Annotated in this window: 1 protein-coding gene; it reads right to left on the reverse strand. The window is 35.2% G+C overall.

Annotated features, from left to right (window positions below):
• Positions 1–322: 322 nt before the first annotated feature.
• On the reverse strand, positions 323–1,192 hold the full coding sequence (locus BN202_RS04530) for a TrbL/VirB6 family protein (protein ID WP_034987290.1): 870 nt from the start codon (positions 1,190–1,192) through the stop codon (positions 323–325).
• Positions 1,193–1,547 lie beyond the last annotated feature (355 nt).

The raw sequence follows: 1,547 nt of genomic DNA on the forward strand, positions 1-1,547 counted from the left end.
TTGTTTTGTTGACAGGCACACGGTTTCTATCATTTGGTTGCTTTGGCTTTGGCGCTAAGACACAAGCCGATAAAATATTTGTGATCAAAACCATAAAAACGACCAATTTCATTTTAACACTCCTCTATTTTTTTTACAATAAATAAAAGTATAATATTTGTAATCATTATTATAATTTTAATTATAAAGTAAAGCGCATAGTTTGTGATAATTTAGCTTTTCTTAATTGCATTTTTTAGTTTATGAAAATAATTCAATTTTAATAAAAATATCCTTTAGAGTGTTAACCGATTTTTGGGTCGTGCGGTGCCTACGAGAAACCTCAAGATCTGATATTTGATTTCCATAGATGCCCCAATGTAACGCCTTTTGCTAACGCACTGGCTATGCTTGATAACTTAAACAATATTACAATAGAGATAATGGACAAGATGAGAGCACCACCAAGCGCGTAACTAACATTTTGTTGTCCGTCAAATTTAAAGTCTGTCATGTAATTGGCAAAGATATTCATGAGTAGACCAGACATGGTTGCTAGGAGTAAAATGAGAATTGTGTAATTCAAGATTTGTGCTATCCATTGCTCAAAAAAGCGATAGGTTGGTTGCCAAAGTAAAGAAACGATGAAGAATGGTCCGAGCCCGACAAGAAGTGTAATAGCGACGTTTGCTATCAAGATGAATGCGCCACCCACGGCTGTGAGGAAGCTTGTTGCAAGTAAGATGAGGATACCAAAGAGACCATAAAGGAGCCCGTCAGCATCTAAGAAAGCAGCTTCTTCGAAAGCTTTGCTTGCACATTCGAAGCCTTTCTCAGCCACTTTGTCGATTATCTTGGCTAAGTCATCTTTGTTTTTAGGATTGTTTTTAGGTGCTGAATTGCTCACAAGTGTTTTTACTAAATCATTAGGTGTCTCCTTTATAAGATTTTTGATGTCACTTTGATAAAGCCCTGCGCTTAAGGCAATAGAAGTAATAACACTTATTCGAAAGAAACGGTTTACGAGTCCAGCAAGTGGCGTATCTATTGCACCACGAATAACGAGCCATCCATAGATGATGAAACCAAGCGTGAGACCAATTGATACAATGGGGGTGATTGCAATGATCGTTTTTGATGAAATATCCATGATATATGTATTTGTTACTCGATCAATTTCACTGAACAGTTTTGAGAACATTTGGAAGTTCATGGCATTTTTCTTTCACGAATTTTGGTTTTTCCATTATTTTGGAATAGGAGTGTATGTGTCGTTTTTTATCTTTATGTGATTTATCAAAAGGATTTTTGGTTATGAAATTGTTCAAAGCTTTCTACATATTTTTTCAGTATATTGAGATGGCATTGAGAATGATGCATTCATTTTTTCCACAACCAAAGAAAGTTAATGGTATCATTTTCGTATAAAACTTCATTGGATAGCGCTAACGTATTTTATCTGTGGCATAGCTTTGTTATAATGACTTAAAATTTTCATGCTGCGTTTATATTTTTGCTGGCGGATCAGAGCTTGCTCTGCATTACGAAGATGCGCAATCATTTGTAAT

This window comes from Bartonella florencae (assembly GCF_000312525.1).
Lineage (GTDB): Bacteria > Pseudomonadota > Alphaproteobacteria > Rhizobiales > Rhizobiaceae > Bartonella > Bartonella florencae.

Excerpts from the sequence above, each read along its gene's own strand:
- BN202_RS04530 (WP_034987290.1), bottom strand. The coding sequence starts at position 1,192 with ATGAACTTCCAAATGTTCTCAAAACTGTTCAGTGAAATTGATCGAGTA.